This is a genomic window from Kitasatospora sp. NPDC056327, assembly GCF_042261735.1.
GTDB lineage: Bacteria > Actinomycetota > Actinomycetes > Streptomycetales > Streptomycetaceae > Kitasatospora.
On the sequence record NZ_JBHJRC010000082.1, the window covers coordinates 15,820 to 29,280 of the forward strand.

Here is a 13,461-nt window from a genome sequence, read left to right on the forward strand (position 1 = left end):
CCCCCGGACGCGGGCCGCAGCAGGTCCGGGGGGCCGGCTGCTATGCTCCGGGAACGACTGATCTTTCGCACGAGGAGACCGGACATGGTGGTGGACGACGACATCTCCGGGTGATACCCGGACCGACAGGCCGCTCGCCGGTGCACCGAAGCACCGCTGCCGCGGCCCGGCCGTCGTCCCCTCCTCCCCCCTGTCCGCCCGGGGGACAGGTGTGTCCTGCCCTGCCCCCGGCTTCCACTCCGCGAGGTCGTCACCCATGTCCGGCGCTTCCGTCGTCTGCTCCCACCTGTCCTTCTCCTGGCCCGACGACACCCCCGTCTTCCAGGACCTCTCCTTCACCCTGGGCCCCGGCCGCACCGGTCTGGTCGCCCCCAACGGCAGCGGCAAGAGCACGCTGCTGCGGCTCGTCGCCGGGGACCTGCGGCCCACCGCCGGGTCGGTCACCGTCGACGGCACGCTCGGCCACCTGCCGCAGACCCTTCCACTGACCGCCGGTCTCACCGTCGCCGAGGTACTGGGCGTCGCCGACGTGATCCGGGCCATCGACGCGGTGGAGTCCGGGGACGTCGACGAGCGGCACTTCACCACCATCGGCGACGACTGGGACATCGAGGAACGCACCCGTGCCCAGCTGGACCGCCTCGGCCTGGGGGCGCTGGCGCTCGACCGCGTGCTGAGCACCCTCAGCGGCGGCCAGGTCGTCTCGCTCGGCCTCGCGGGCCAGTTGCTGAAGCGGCCCGACGTGCTGCTGCTGGACGAGCCCACCAACAACCTCGACCTGGCCGCCAGGCACCGGCTGTACGACGCGCTGGAGGACTTCCACGGCTCGCTGCTGCTGGTCAGCCACGACCGCGCGCTGCTCGACCGGATGGAGCGCACCGCCGAACTGGACCGCGGCGAACTGCGGCTGTACGGCGGCAACTTCACCGCCTACGAGGAAGCCGTGCGGGCCGGCCAGGAGGTCGCGGAGCGCAACGTCCGCAACGCCGAGCAGGAACTGAAGCGGGAGAAGCGGGAGATGCAGCAGGCCCGCGAGCGGGCCGACCGCCGGCAGAGCAACGCCGCCCGCAACCTGAAGAACGCCGGCCTGCCGAAGATCTTCGCCGGAAACATGAAGCGGGGCGCGCAGGAGGCCGCCGGAAAGTCCGGCCAGGTGCACGCCGGACGGGTCGGCGAGGCCAGGGCCCGGCTGGACGAGGCCGAGCGCGCCGTCCGCGAGGAGCAGCGGATCGTGCTGGACCTGCCGGACACCCAGGTGCCCGCCGGGCGCACCCTGTTCCTCGGCGAGGGGCTGAGGGTGCGGCTCGGCGAGCGGGAGGTGTTCGCCGGGACCGGCGTCGACCTGACCGTCCGGGGCCCGGAGCGCATCGCGCTGACCGGTGGCAACGGCGCCGGCAAGAGCACGCTGCTTCGCCTGCTGACCGGTGAACTCGCGCCGGACAGCGGTGAGTTGCGGCGGGCCGACGGACGCATCGCCTATCTGTCCCAGCGTCTGGACCTGCTCGACCCGGAGCGGACGGTCGCCGAGAACTTCGCCGCGTACGCGCCGGAACGGCCGGAGGCGGAGCGGTTGAACCTGCTCGCCCGCTTCCTGTTCCGCGGGGCCCGCGCGCACCTGCCGGTCGGGGTGCTGTCGGGCGGCGAGCGGCTGCGCGCCACGCTGGCCTGCGTGCTGTGCGCGGAGCCTGCGCCGCACCTGCTGCTGCTGGACGAGCCGACGAACAACCTCGACCTGGTCGGTACCGGCCAGCTGGAGAACGCGCTGAACGCCTACCGGGGCGCGTTCCTGGTGGTCAGCCACGACGAGCGGTTCCTGGAGCGGATCGGCGTCACCCGCAGGCTGCACCTGGCCGACGGTGCGCTCCGGGAGGCGGCGGTACCCGGCCGCTGACCCGGGCCGGCGGTCCCGGCCGCCCGGGCCCCCGACGGCGTGATCGCGCCGGTCGCGGGTTCCGGGCGGTACGGGCCCGGGCGGTCAGGCCCCGCGCGGTACGGCCCGGCGGGCGGGCGGTAGGGCCCGGCGGGCCCCGGTCCGCGCCGCGCACCGCCGACGGGGCGACTACCCGCCGGTACCGGTGCCCGGCACGGGCGGACGGGAACGCTGCGCCGGATCGGCGCACCGCCGCGCCGGAGACCCCGGGAGCCCTCCATGCCGCCGTCCGAACGCCGCGTCCCCTCCGCCGCTCCGCAGGCCGAGCGCCCGGCACTGCGGCGGCTGGGCGAGTGGTGCGCCCGGCACTGGGTGCTCGTCATGGTGCTGTGGATCGTGGCGCTGGTCGCCGTCCAGGCCGCCAACAAGACGGTCGGCGGCGACTACTCGGACGACTTCTCGCTGCCCGGCACCCAGGCCCAGCAGGGCAAGGACGTGCTGCAGGCGCACGAGCCGGCCGCCGCGGGCACCAGCTCGCAGGTGGTGCTGCACGACCCGCAGCCGCTCACCGGGTTCCCCTCCCAGATCTCCCAGGCCGTCACCTCCCTGGCGCAGCTGCCGCACGTCCTGGGCGCGCAGAGCCCGCTGCCGCCGGCCGGACAGCCCGCGCCGCCCGGCGGACCTCTGGCCGCCGACGGCCTGACCGGCTACATCACGGTCCGCTTCGACATCAACCCGACGCTGCTCGGCGAGGACTACCTGGACGGGGTGGACAGCGCCGTCGCCCCGCTGCGGGAGGCCGGCGTGCAGGTGGAGTACGGCGGCCCGCTGGGCGAGCTGGCCCGGCCGGCGCCGGACGACCGCTCCAGCGAGGCGATCGGCTTCGCGGTGGCGATCGTGGTGCTGCTGATCGGTTTCGGCAGCCTGATCGCGGCCGGACTGCCCCTGCTGACGGCGCTGTTCGCGGCGGTGGTGGGCCTGGGGGTGCTGGGGCTGATCGCGGCGCTCTCCACCTTCGCGACCGTCGCGCCCACCCTGGCGACCATGATCGGCATCGGGGTGGGCATCGACTACGCGCTGTTCCTGCTCACCCGGCACCGGCAGAACCTCATGGACGGCGCGGACCCGGTCGCCTCCGCGGGCCAGGCCGTCGCCACCGCGGGGCGGGCGGTGCTGATCTCCGGCTGCACCGTGATCATCGCGCTGTCCGGGCTGTCCGTCTCCGGGATCTCCTTCATCGCCAAGCTCGGCGCCGCCGCCGCGGTCACGGTGGTGTCCGCGGTGCTCGGCGCGCTCACCCTGCTGCCGGCGCTGATGGGGCTGATCGGCCGGCGCATGGACCGGGTCACCGTCCGCCGCCCGATCGCCGAGACCGCCGGGGGTTCCGGCGGGGGTTCCGGCGGGGGTTCCGGGGCCGCTTCCAGCGGCGCGGCGCACGGCGGCCCGGGCGGCGCTTCCGGCGACGGGGAGACCGCCGGCGTCTGGCACCGCTACGCCCGGCGGGTCGAGGCCGGCCCCTGGCGGTACCTGATCGCCGGGGTGGTCGTGCTCGGGGTGCTGTCGATCCCGCTCTTCTCCATCCAGCTCGGTCACATCGGCGACGGAGCGGACTCCACCGACTTCACCGACCGGCGCGCCTACGACCTCATGTCGGAGGCCTTCGGCCCCGGCTCGAACGGACCGCTCACCCTGGTCGTCGACCAGAGCGCCGTGCCGGACGCGAACCGGCCCGCCGTGCTGTCCTCCGTGCAGCAGGCACTGACCGGGCTGCCCGGCGCGGCGAGCGTCGGCCCGCTGCAGACCAGCCCCGACGGCGTGGTCCTGTTCAACACCGTCGTGCCGACCACCTCGCCCCAGGACCGGGCCACCACCGACCTGGTCAACCGGCTCTCCGACACCGTGCTCCCGGACGCCGTGGCCGGCACCGGCGCCGAGACCTACGTGACCGGCAACACCGCGGCCCAGGTCGACTTCCTGGACATCGTCTCCAGCCGGCTGGTCCTGATCATCGCGGTGGTCGTCGGGCTCGCCTTCCTGATCATCCTCGCCGTCTTCCGCGGCCTGCTCGTCGCCGTCAAGGCCGCCGTGCTCAACCTGCTCTCCATCGCCGCCTCCTACGGGGTCCTGGTGGCGGTCTTCCAGTGGGGCTGGGGCGGGCCGGCGCTCGGGGTGTCGGGCAAGGTCCCGATCGAGAGCTACGTGCCGATGATGATGTTCGCCATCGTCTTCGGGCTGAGCATGGACTACGAGATCTTCCTGCTCTCGCGCGTCCACGAGGCCTGGCTGCGCACCGGCCGGGCCCACGACTCCGTGGCGCACGCCCTGGAGATCACCGCCCGGGTGATCTCCTGTGCCGCGCTGATCATGGTCAGCGTGTTCGCCGCGTTCATCGTCAGCGACAACATCGTGATCAAGATGATGGGCCTCGGCCTGGCCGTCAGCGTGCTCGTGGACGCCACCGTCGTACGCCTGCTGCTCGTCCCGGCGGTGATGACCCTGCTCGGCGCCTCCGCCTGGTGGACCCCGCGCTTCCTCGACCGGATCCTGCCCCACATCGACACCGAGGGCGAGGGCGAAGAGGTGTAGCGGCCGCGGCCCGGGTGCGTGGAACGGCCGGTTCCGGGTAGCGGAGGGGGCATGCTGACACTCGGAGTCGAAGAAGAGTACCTGCTGGTCGATCCCCGGGACGGCACCCCGCTCCCGCTGGCGGCCGAGGTGCTCGCGACCGCCGACCTGGCGCCGGCACTGCGTCCCAGCGAGGCGCAGCACGAACTGCTCCAGGTCCAGGTGGAGTCGGCCACCCCGGTCTGCGAGGACCTCGCGGGGGTGGCCCGCCACCTGTCCCGGGTCCGCGCCGGACTGAACGCCGCCGCCGCGCAGCACGGCTGCCGGGTGGTCCCGGTCGGCGCGGCACCGTTCGGCCTGGACACCCCGGTGCCCGTCACCGAGGACACCCGCTACCGCCGGGCCCACCGGCAGGCGCCCGCGCTGGTCGACGACCTGATGCTCAACGGCATGCACGTGCACGTCGGCGTCGAGGACGAGGAGGAGCGCCTGGGCGCGCTGGTGCGGGTGCGGCCCTGGCTGCCCGTACTGATCGCGCTCTCCGCCAACTCGCCGTACTTCCGCGGCCGGGACACCCACTTCGCCAGCTGGCGCACGGTCCACTTCGACCAGTGGGCGGTCAGCGGGCCACCGCCCGCCTTCGCCGACGCCGCCGACTACCGCCGGCGGGTGGCGGCACTGGGCGCCGCCGGGGTGCTCGCCGACGACGGGCAGATCTACTGGCACGCCCGGCTGTCCGGCCGCTACCCGACGGTGGAGGTGCGCGCCGCCGACGTGCAGCTGACCGTCGCCGACGCCGAGCTGTTCGCCGGTCTGATCCGCGCCCTGGTGGTGCGGGCCGTCCTCGACGAACGTGCCGGACTGCCGCGCCCGGACGTCCCCGACGAGCTGCTGCGCGCCGCCACCTGGCACGCCGCCCGCACCGGCCCGCACGGCCGGCTGGTCTCCCCCGTCGCCGGCACGGCCCGGGCCGCCTCGGGCGTGCTCGACGAGCTCCGCGCGCACCTGGCCCCGGGGCTGGAGGCCACCGGCGACACCGCGCGGATCGCCGAGCTGTGGAAGCACGCCGAGCGGGAGGGCACCGGCGCCGACCGCCAGCGCCGGTGGCACGCCGAGGGTGGCCGGGAGGGCCTGGCCGCGCACCTGGTGGCGTCCACGGTGCAGCCGGTGCCGTGAGCCGCCGGGCCGGCCGTGCCCGCCCGGCGGCCGGCCCGCTCAGGTGCGCCGGGTCCCGGCGGGATCGCCCGGCACGGCCGGCTGCCACTCGATCATCATGATGGTGACGTCGTCGGAGAGCTTGTCGTCCTGGTGCGCCAGGACGGCGTGGATGAGGCGGCGCAGCGCCTCGGGGGCGTCCTCCCCGGCGGCGGTGGCCCGGATGACGAAGTCGGTGAAGCGTTCGAGTCCGAAGAGTTCGCCGTCCGTCCCCCTCGCCTCGGTGACGCCGTCGGTGTAGAGGAGCAGCCGGTCCCCCGGGCTGAGCCGGAAGGTCCGTACGGCCCGCTGGGCCTCGCCGAGCAGGCCGAGGCCCAGCGGCGGCTCCGCGGTGCGCTCCAGCGCGTCGGCGACGACGTGCTGTCCGCGGATCAGCAGCGGCGGCGGGTGGCCGCAGTTGATCCAGTGCAGGGTGCCGTCGGTCACGTCCAGCCGCAGCAGGATCCCGGTGGCGAAGCGGTCGGGCAGCCAGGACTGCAGGCATTCGTCGATCACCGTGGCCAGCGCGGGCAGGTCCGCACCGTTGCGCCGGGCGTTGCGGCCGGCCGCGAGCGTGACGGCGGCGGTGAGGCCGGAGGCGAGATCGTGGCCCATGGCGTCGAGGACGGCCGCGTGCAGGACGCCGTCGGCCAGCGAGTGGTCGAAGGCATCGCCGCCGAGGTCGTAAGCGGGCTCCAGGACCGCGGTCGACACCACCCGGCGGGTGCGGACGGTGCGGGGCGGCAGGAAGGCCCGCAGCATTTCCGCCGGCAGGCTCATGGTGTCGGCCCGGGTACCCAGGGCGTAGCTGTCGCTGGTGTCGCGCTTGGAGGTGATCACCATGGCCAGCAGGGCGGCCAGCAGTCGGCAGCGGCGCAGGCCGTCGTGGTCCAGCCGCTCCGCCCGCAGGCACAGGACGCCGAGGCGGACCGCGCCGTCGGTCAGCGGGAACCAGGCCAGCAGCCCCGCGCCCTCGTCCTCCACGACCCGCAGGCTGCCGGTCCGGAAGGCCCAGCCGCCGACGGTGCCGTCGATCGGCAGGGAGGGCCCGCCGCCGATGGGGACGAGCCGGTGCTGCTGGATGTCGGCGAGGTAGACGATGCTCGCCCCGATGCCGAGTTCCCGGGTGTACCGCTGGGCGATGTCGGGAACGTCGCGGGGATCCAGGGTGCACCCCGTGGTGAGGAACTGCTCCAGCAGTCGCTCGCCGAGGTTGAGCGGCGGTGTCGCGTCGGCCATTCCTCCAGCAGATGCCATGTCCGCTCCTCTCCGCCACCCGCCGGAGCCGTCCGGCGGCGCTGCGGTCCGCGTTGCCCGCTCCCCCCGCGGGGCCTGGTCCCGGGGCTGGTCCTGTTCCTGGTGAGCGTCTGCCCCGGTCGGCGGGGCGGAACCGGTCCGGGCGCCCTCGCCCACGGCGCGGCGCCATACGACCGCACGGAGTGCTCGCCGGAGGCTTCCGACCGGCGACCGGCACCGGGGAGGGACGGGGAGGGACGCGCACGTGACGGCGCGCCCGCGGTGTCGGCCGCGGTGTCGGCCGCGGGCGCGCCGGGGGGCCGGGCCGGGCCCGGCGCCCCGGGGCGGATCGTCGGACGGGTCGGCTCACCCGTCGGGGTCACCGCCGTCGGGGTCACCGCCGGGTTCGTCGGCCTCGGACTCGTCCGCCCCGGGGCGCCGGGCCCGGCCCGGCTCGACCGTGGTCGCGTCGCCGCCGCCGTCGCCGCCTTCGTCGCTGCTCGGGGCCCCGCCCGTGTCCGGCGCACGGGCACCGGGCCGGTCCTCGTCGTTCGGGTCGTGGTGCAGCGGTACGCCGCCCGCACCACCCTGCGGGATCTCGTCCATGGCCGTCTCCTCGTCTCGTACGGGATCGCCCCGTTCACTTCGCGGGTGCCCCGGAGCGGTCCGGTCAATCGGGCCGGGCGCCGCTCCGCAGCAGCGCGAAGACCGCGGCCAGGAGCACCGCCCAGCCGCCGGTGCCCGCCCAGAACGCCGCCGGGGCGCAGCCCCTCAGCCCGGCCGCCAGCAGACCCAGGGAGCACAGCTCCAGGCCCAGCACCGTCCGGGGCCGGGCACCGCAGAGGGCTTCCCAGAGGCGGGTGCGCAGCCGCAGGCCGGCCGCGCGGACCACCACGTGCGGCGCGCGGCCGTACCAGGGCTCGGTGCCGATCCCCATCGCCACCGCGCCGCCGCCGTACCGCGCCGCTCGTCCCCGCCCGTCCACCGTGTCCGCCTCCTCGTGGTCCGCCGTGCCTGCCGGGCCCTCGGGTGCCCCGGTTCCCGCGCGGCTAACCTCCGGATCACCGGGCCGGGCAGCGCGGTGGGCGGGCGGGTGTCCCGGCGCCGGTGCCGGGGCAGACGCGCGGGCGTGAACCCGATCGAACGCTCCCTCCGTGCCCTGGACGCCTTCCAGCAGCGTCACCGCCCGGCCGCCGTCGTCGTCGGCGTCGTCAAGAAGTACGGCGACGACCGCGGCGACCTGCTCTGCGCCCTGCTCACCTACTACGGCTTCATCGCGCTCGTCCCGCTGCTGCTCCTGCTGAGCACCGTGCTGGGCTTCGTGCTGCACGGCCACCCGGGGGCGCAGCAGGCCGTCGTGGACTCGGCGCTCGCCGACTTCCCGATCATCGGCGACCAGCTGCGGCAGAGCACCCACCCGCTGGAGGGCAGCGGGCCGGCGCTGGTGATCGGCGCGCTCGGGCTGCTGTACGGCGCGCTGGGCGTGACCCAGGTGCTGCAGCACGCGATGGCCGAGATCTGGAACGTCCCGGGCGTGCGGCGGCCCGGCTGGTTGCCCCGGCTGGGCCGCGGGCTGCTGCTGCTGGTGGTCCTCGGCACCGGGCTGGTGCTGACCACGGCCGGCGCGGCGCTGGTCGGCACCACGCTGGGCGGAACGCTCGCCCGGATCGGGGCCCTGGTCGTCTCGGCACTGCTGAACACCCTCCTGTGCCTGGCGTGCTTCCGGGTGCTCACGCCGAAGGAGGTGCCGACCCGGGCGCTGTGGCCGGGCTGTGCGGCGGCCGGACCGCTCTTCACCGCGCTCCAGGCGTTCGGCTCGCTGCTGGTCGCGCACGAGCTGCGGCACGCGGGGCAGGTGTACGGCTTCTTCGCGACCGTGATCGGGCTGCTCTCCTGGCTCTACCTGGCCGCCCGGATCACCGTGTACGCGGCGGAGACCGATGTGGTGCTCGCCCGCCGGCTGTGGCCGCGCGGCCTGCTCCAGCCGCCGCTGACCGAAGCCGACGAGCGGGTGCTCGCCTCCGTGGCCCGGCAGGAGGAGCGGCGGCCCGAACAGCGCGTCGACGTGTCGTTCACCGACGCCGGGGAGGGCCCGGGCGAGGGGCCCGGTCCTGTCGGCCCCGGACCTGCCGCCCCTGGGACCGGGGCCGGGGGCGGGGAAGGGGACCGGGACGGCGACGGGAAGGCCCCGGCTACCGCGCCGCGTCGTCCGGGCGGGTACCGGGGGCGTCGGTGACCGAGACGCGGGGCAGCGCGTACGGGTGGTGGTCGCGCAGGTGGCCGATGAGGTGCTCGCGCAGCTGGCAGCGGAGCTCGTAGGCGTGCTCGGCGTTCGCGGCGGTGGCCAGCGCCCGGACGACGATGGTGGTGGGCGTGGTGTCGACCACCTGGAGGGCGCTGCCCTCGCCGTCCCAGAGCGGGTTGGCGGCGAGGAAGGCGTCGAACTCCTCGCGCAGCTTGCCGACCGGCGCGTGGTGGTCGAGGTGGAGCAGCGCGGTGCCGGTGATCCGGCTGGAGCGGCGGGACCAGTTCTCGAACGGACGGCCCACGAAGTAGGACATCGGCATCACGATCCGCCGCTGGTCCCAGGTGGCGATCACCACCGCGGTGAGGGTGATCTCCTCCACGGTGCCCCACTCCCCCGCGACCACGACGACGTCGCCGATCCGGGCGAGGTCGCCGAAGGCCATCTGGACGCCGGCGAAGACGTTGGCCAGGGTGCTCTGCGCCGCGACGCCCGCCACCACGCCGACCAGACCGGCCGAGGCGAGCAGGCTGGTGCCGATGCCGCGCACGGCGGGGAAGGTCATCAGCACGGCGCCCAGGGTGACCAGCCCGATCACCGCCTGGCATATCCGCCCCAGCAGGTCCGCCTGGGTGCGGGCCCGGCCGGCCCAGGCCGGGTCCCGGCGGTGGACGGCGAGCCGCACGGTGCCGTCGACGAGCAGCGCCACCACCCGGGCGCAGAGCCAGCCGCCGCAGGCGATCGCGAGGATCAGCACGAGGTGCCGCAGACCGTCGCGCGCGGCGAGCGGCGCGGCGATCCACGGCAGGGCGCCGAGGACCAGCAGGCAGGCGGTCAGCGCCAGCACCGGACGGCGGCACCGGGCCAGCAGGCGCGGCACGCCCGTCGTCCGCCCGCCGGCGGTGAGCCGGCCCGCCAGCGCGAGCGCGGCCCGGTCCAGCCCGTACGCGAGGAGGACCGCCGCCAGACCCGCCAGCGCCAGCCGCACCAGACTCCACCCCATCGTTCCGTTCTCCTCCCGGCCCACCGGCCGGGAGGCTCCCGGCCCGCGGCCCGTCTTTCCCGGCCCGGCCCGCTCACACCTGCGGGGCCGCCGGCCGGTGCCGGTCAGCGGGCGGGTGGCGGTCCGTGCGACCGGAGGGACGGACGGGCCCGGCGGAGGGCGGCGGACGTCCGGTGGCGGGGACGAGCCGGGGTGTCCGGCCTGCCGGTTCGGACGGACCGGACGCCGGGCCCCCGACGGGGCTCGACGGAGCGGTGCACCGCCGGGACCGGCCTGCCGGTACGTCCGGGGCGGGTCCGCGATCACCGCGGGCCCGCCCCGGAAGTGGCGTCGGCTCAGCTCTTCGGGCGGGTCAGGTCGTAGACCGTGCGGGTGTCCACGGTCACCTTCGCGTAGTGCTCCTCGACCCAGGCCTCGATCCGGCCGATCTGGTTGTTGCCGCTCCCGCCGAACACACCACCCGGCCGTCCGCCGGGGAACCCGCCGGGCGCGGCGCCTCCGGCCCCGCCGGGCGCCCCCGGGAAGCCGTCCCCCGGTGCTCCGGGCGCACCACCCGCGGCACCGCCCGGCCCGGGGCCGGAGCCGCCGGTCCCACCGGGCGTTCCGGTACCGGGCGGGGCTCCGTCCCCGCCGCCGGGGACGCCCGGAGCGCCGCTCCCGCTCCGTCCACCGGCCCCGGCCGGTCCGGCGGGGCCCGTACCGCTGCCTGGTCCCCGGCCTCCGGCGACCAGGTAGTGGATCTCCCCCCTGGCGACGTACCGCCGGAACTCCTCCAGGGTCGGCGAGTTGTCACCGCCGCTGAAGCCGCCCATCGCCATCACCGCCCTGCGGGAGGCGAGTTGCAGGCTCCCGGCCTGCTGGGCGCCGACCGTCGCCGCCGCCCAGCGGTTGTCCGTCTCCTTCAACAGCCCCACCAGCGCGGGGCCGACGTCACCGCTCCCGGGACCGCCCGGGCCGAACACGCCCCCGCCCCCCGGGCCGCCGTCGGCGTCCCCGGCGCCCTGGCCCGGCACCGGGGGCGAACCGGGCCAGGTGCCGGGCGGGCCACCGAAGCCGCCCGGCGCGCCCGCGCCGCCCGGGCCCGAGGCGGGGATGGGTCCACCGTGCGGCTGGGAGGCGGTGGCCACCGCCCACGCGGTGGAGCCGCCCAGGGCGCCGACCAGCGAGGCCGCCACCGCGGCCACCGTCACCGCCTGCCGCGCCCGCGTCGCCGCGGCCAGCGCCGCCGCCCCGCCGACGGCTGCCACCAGCAGGGCCCACCGCAGCCACGGCAGCCAGGAGGAGTTCCGGCCGAGCAGGAGGAAGGCCCAGGCCGCGGCCGCCGCGGTCATCAGCGCCAGGACCACCCGCGCCCACGGAACGTCGCGCCGGTGCCACAGCTCGACCGCGCCGATGCCGACCAGCGCACCGATCGGCGGGGCGATCGCCACCGTGTAGTACGGGTGGATGATCCCGCTCATGAAGCTGAACAGCACCCCGTTGACCAGCAGCCAGCCGCCCCACAGCAGTGCCGCGGCCCTGATCCGGTCGGTGCGGGACGCACGCCGGGTGAGGAACAGCAGGGCGACCAGGGCGATCAGCGCGGTCGGCAGCAGCCAGGCGACCTCCCCTCCGAACGCGCTGCCGAACATCCGGGTGACGCCGGTGCTGCCGCCGAACGCGCCACCGCCCGGTCCACCGGGCGGCCCGCCACCCGGTCCGCCGGGCCCTCCGCCGCCCGGGTTGCCGTCGCCGCCGAAGATCCGGCCCAGTCCGTTGTAGCCGACGGCGAGCTGCCACTCGCTGTTGTTCGTGGAGCCCCCGATGAACGGGCGGGACGAGGCCGGCCAGAGCGCGACCGCCAGCACGAACCAGCCGGTCGAGACGGCGATCGACAGGCCTCCCCACAGCAGGTGCAGGAACCGCTTGGCCAGGGACACCGGCGCGGCCCACAGGTAGACCAGCGCCAGCGCCGGGACGATCACGTAGCCCTGCATCATCTTCGCCAGGAAGGCGAAGCCCACGGCCGCCCCCGCGAGCACCACCCAGCGCGCCCGTCCGGACTCGACCGCCCGGACCGTCGCCCAGCAGGCCAGCAGCATCAGGAGCACCAGCATCGCGTCCGGGTTGTTGAACCGGAACATCAGCGCCGCCACCGGCGTGACGGCCAGCGCGAAACCGGCGATCAGCCCGGCCACCGGGCCGGACCAGCGGCGCACCGCCGCGTGGAGCAGCGCGACCGAGAGCACGCCCTGCAATGCCTGCGGGACCAGCATGCTCCAGCTGCTGAAGCCGAAGATCCGCCCGGAGAGCGCCATCACCCACAGCGACGCCGGGGGCTTGTCCACCGTGATCGCGTTGCCGGGATCGAGCGAGGCGAAGAACAGCGCCTTCCAGCTCCGGGTACCCGCCCAGGTGGCCGCCGCGTAGAAGGAGTTGGCGTCGCCCGACGCGCCCAGCCCCCACAGGTAGAGGACCGCGGTGAGCAGCAGCAGCCCCCACAGCGCCCGGCGCGCCCAGCGCGGCTGCTCCCCGGCACCGGACGGGGACGCGGGCCGGCCGGGGCCCGCGCGCCCCGGATCGTCCGCCCGCTCCGGTTCGTGCCCCGGGCTGTCGGGCGGGAGCCGCTCCACTAAAGGCGTGGACATGACATGAACTCCCCGGGTCGGATGCCAACAGGAGCACTCAAGGTAGAGGGCGCGTCTTTCAGGTCTCGGCAAGGAACCTGGGAGTCTGCTGTGAATTCGCTCCGGTGCGGGGCTCTCCTCATCGCCGGCACCCAGGTTCGGTGCGCGGGACCGCTCGCGGGGCGCACGCCTCCCGGCCCGCGCACACCTGCCGCCCGGTGGCATGGATCCGGCGGACCGGGGCACCCGACCGGCACACACCCGCCCCGGAGCGGGCGGGCCACCGGCCCGTACGACGGAAGGAGAAGGAAACATGAACGAGGGCGTCAACCTCTGGGAGTTCCGCGACACTTCCGGCCACACCGCCGGGACCGACCTCATCGGGTTCCACGTCGAGGCCGTGGACGGCGCGGTCGGCAAGGTGGACAAGCTGTCCGAGGAGGTGGGAGCCCAGTACCTGGTCGTCGACACCGGCCCGTGGATCTTCGGCCGCCTGGTGCTCCTGCCCGCCGGCACGGTCATCCGGGTCGAGATCGGCGAGCAGAAGGTCTACATAGACCGGACCAAGGACGACATCAAGAACAGCCCCACCATGGGCGCGAGCGACAGCGACCTCGGCCCGGACTACCGCGACCGCTATGCCGTCTACTACTCCCCCTTCTACGGGGGCCGCATCATGTGACGGGCCGTTCGCCGGGCGTCTCGCGGGTGGTGTGCCCGCCCCTCCGCCGTGCCGGAGGGG

Annotated in this window: 10 protein-coding genes; 5 read left to right on the top strand and 5 right to left on the bottom strand. The window is 75.4% G+C overall.

The window, feature by feature from the left end; all coding sequences use genetic code 11:
• Positions 1-256 precede the first annotated feature (256 nt).
• The 3 genes from ACFCX4_RS14735 to ACFCX4_RS14745 all read left to right on the top strand — a co-directional run bounded on the left by ACFCX4_RS14735 (position 257) and on the right by ACFCX4_RS14745 (position 5,611).
• Entirely contained in the window at positions 257-1,891 is a 1,635-nt protein-coding gene (locus ACFCX4_RS14735) for an ABC-F family ATP-binding cassette domain-containing protein (protein WP_376142247.1), read from the top strand.
• A 258-nt stretch (positions 1,892-2,149) separates the two neighbouring features.
• Complete coding sequence (locus ACFCX4_RS14740) at positions 2,150-4,456, top strand: MMPL family transporter (protein WP_376142250.1); 2,307 nt, start codon at positions 2,150-2,152, stop codon at positions 4,454-4,456.
• A gap of 51 nt (positions 4,457-4,507) precedes the next feature.
• On the top strand, positions 4,508-5,611 hold the full coding sequence (locus ACFCX4_RS14745; protein ID WP_376142253.1) for a glutamate--cysteine ligase: 1,104 nt from the start codon (positions 4,508-4,510) through the stop codon (positions 5,609-5,611).
• 39 nt (positions 5,612-5,650) lie between these two features.
• Here the strand turns inward: ACFCX4_RS14745 and ACFCX4_RS14750 are convergent, their stop codons facing one another.
• The 3 genes from ACFCX4_RS14750 to ACFCX4_RS14760 all read right to left on the bottom strand — a co-directional run bounded on the left by ACFCX4_RS14750 (position 5,651) and on the right by ACFCX4_RS14760 (position 7,850).
• On the bottom strand, positions 5,651-6,886 hold the full coding sequence (locus tag ACFCX4_RS14750) for a PP2C family protein-serine/threonine phosphatase (RefSeq protein WP_376142256.1): 1,236 nt from the start codon (positions 6,884-6,886) through the stop codon (positions 5,651-5,653).
• Between the two features lie 345 nt (positions 6,887-7,231).
• A complete protein-coding gene (locus ACFCX4_RS14755; RefSeq protein WP_376142258.1) occupies positions 7,232-7,471 on the bottom strand; it encodes a hypothetical protein in 240 nt (79 codons plus the stop codon).
• A gap of 64 nt (positions 7,472-7,535) precedes the next feature.
• The gene (locus tag ACFCX4_RS14760; protein WP_376142260.1) at positions 7,536-7,850 is read right to left on the bottom strand and encodes a hypothetical protein; all 315 of its coding nucleotides are present in this window, start codon (positions 7,848-7,850) and stop codon (positions 7,536-7,538) included.
• A 144-nt stretch (positions 7,851-7,994) separates the two neighbouring features.
• Here ACFCX4_RS14760 and ACFCX4_RS14765 point away from each other — a divergent pair, with 144 nt between their 5' ends.
• Positions 7,995-9,101 carry a YihY/virulence factor BrkB family protein gene (locus ACFCX4_RS14765; protein WP_376142263.1) on the top strand — a complete coding sequence of 369 codons (1,107 nt, stop codon included), beginning with the start codon at positions 7,995-7,997 and terminating at the stop codon, positions 9,099-9,101.
• On the opposite strand, the gene ACFCX4_RS14770 is transcribed toward ACFCX4_RS14765, so the two are convergent.
• Together ACFCX4_RS14770 and ACFCX4_RS14775 are read right to left on the bottom strand one after the other, a co-directional pair.
• Positions 9,058-10,113, bottom strand: a complete 1,056-nt coding sequence (locus tag ACFCX4_RS14770; RefSeq protein ID WP_376142265.1) for a mechanosensitive ion channel family protein — start codon at positions 10,111-10,113, stop codon at positions 9,058-9,060. The two genes, ACFCX4_RS14765 and ACFCX4_RS14770, sit on opposite strands and share 44 nt — an antisense overlap.
• A gap of 335 nt (positions 10,114-10,448) precedes the next feature.
• The gene (locus ACFCX4_RS14775) at positions 10,449-12,740 is read right to left on the bottom strand and encodes a glycosyltransferase family 39 protein (RefSeq protein WP_376142268.1); all 2,292 of its coding nucleotides are present in this window, start codon (positions 12,738-12,740) and stop codon (positions 10,449-10,451) included.
• A 292-nt stretch (positions 12,741-13,032) separates the two neighbouring features.
• Between ACFCX4_RS14775 and ACFCX4_RS14780 the strand changes: the two genes are divergently transcribed.
• Positions 13,033-13,401 carry a PRC-barrel domain-containing protein gene (locus ACFCX4_RS14780; protein ID WP_376142271.1) on the top strand — a complete coding sequence of 123 codons (369 nt, stop codon included), beginning with the start codon at positions 13,033-13,035 and terminating at the stop codon, positions 13,399-13,401.
• Positions 13,402-13,461: the final 60 nt, after the last annotated feature.

Bases quoted from the DNA above. Each gene is read 5' to 3' on its own strand.
- ACFCX4_RS14740 (WP_376142250.1), top strand. From the start codon at position 2,150: ATGCCGCCGTCCGAACGCCGCGTCCCCTCCGCCGCTCCGCAGGCCGAG.
- ACFCX4_RS14745 (WP_376142253.1), top strand. From the start codon at position 4,508: ATGCTGACACTCGGAGTCGAAGAAGAGTACCTGCTGGTCGATCCCCGG.
- ACFCX4_RS14775 (WP_376142268.1), bottom strand. From the start codon at position 12,740: ATGTCCACGCCTTTAGTGGAGCGGCTCCCGCCCGACAGCCCGGGGCAC.
- ACFCX4_RS14750 (WP_376142256.1), bottom strand. From the start codon at position 6,886: ATGGCATCTGCTGGAGGAATGGCCGACGCGACACCGCCGCTCAACCTC.
- ACFCX4_RS14780 (WP_376142271.1), top strand. From the start codon at position 13,033: ATGAACGAGGGCGTCAACCTCTGGGAGTTCCGCGACACTTCCGGCCAC.
- ACFCX4_RS14755 (WP_376142258.1), bottom strand. From the start codon at position 7,471: ATGGACGAGATCCCGCAGGGTGGTGCGGGCGGCGTACCGCTGCACCAC.
- ACFCX4_RS14735 (WP_376142247.1), top strand. From the start codon at position 257: ATGTCCGGCGCTTCCGTCGTCTGCTCCCACCTGTCCTTCTCCTGGCCC.
- ACFCX4_RS14770 (WP_376142265.1), bottom strand. From the start codon at position 10,113: ATGGGGTGGAGTCTGGTGCGGCTGGCGCTGGCGGGTCTGGCGGCGGTC.